Annotated in this window: 1 protein-coding gene; it reads left to right on the top strand. The window is 47.0% G+C overall.

Features of this window, described 5'->3' with window-relative positions; genetic code table 11:
• A partial coding sequence (locus RNAN_RS18540; protein ID WP_040552775.1) for an IS110 family transposase occupies window positions 1-587 on the top strand: 587 nt, incomplete at its 5' end.
• Between the last annotated feature and the right edge of the window lie 121 nt (window positions 588-708).

The raw sequence follows: 708 nt of genomic DNA, 5'->3' as shown, positions 1-708 counted from the left end.
CCAGCCAATATAATTTGCCGCCAAATAATTTGAACTTACGCTATGATTTTGCCCGGGAAGCCATGCGAAACCGCTTTGACGATGACTGTGTGCAACGCAACATCGACCTTGATTTGAACATTATTGCTTTTTACAAACACGAACTCAGTTCCGTTGAATGCTTTATTGAAAAGCATGCGAAACATCATAGCAGTAGTGATTATCACATCCTTACCAGTTTCCCCGGTATTGGTCGTATTCTGGCACTGACAATTTTGTACGAAGTTGGCGACATCGCCCGCTTTAGCACGGTACAGGACTTTGCTTCCTACAGCCGGCTGATTAAATGCAAAGCCGAATCCGCCGGTAAAACTTACGGCACTCAGGGCAATAAAATCGGTAATGCCCATTTGAAGTGGGCATTCGGCGAGATTGCTGTGCTTTACCTACGCGGCAATGACAAAGCAAAAGCCCACTTACTCAAATTACAAAAGCGCATGAGCAAAGCCAAGGCACTGTCCGCTTTGGCGCATAAAGTCGGCCGCTGCGTGTATTACATGCTGAAAAATCAGAAGGTGTTCGATGAGAAACGTTTCTTAGCCGGTTAAGTCGCGGGACAAGGTGAGCTGAACGTCTAACTGGAACACCATGACTGATGCTCAAATGATGGTTGGGTAACCCTTAGCAATAAGCTGAACCACCCGCCTTCTGGCACACTGCCGTAGCCAG

It is taken from the genome of Rheinheimera nanhaiensis E407-8 (genome assembly GCF_000296695.1).
Lineage (GTDB): Bacteria > Pseudomonadota > Gammaproteobacteria > Enterobacterales > Alteromonadaceae > Alishewanella > Alishewanella nanhaiensis.
Note: the sequence above shows the minus strand (reverse complement) of the source record. Positions and strands in the feature narration are given on the sequence as shown.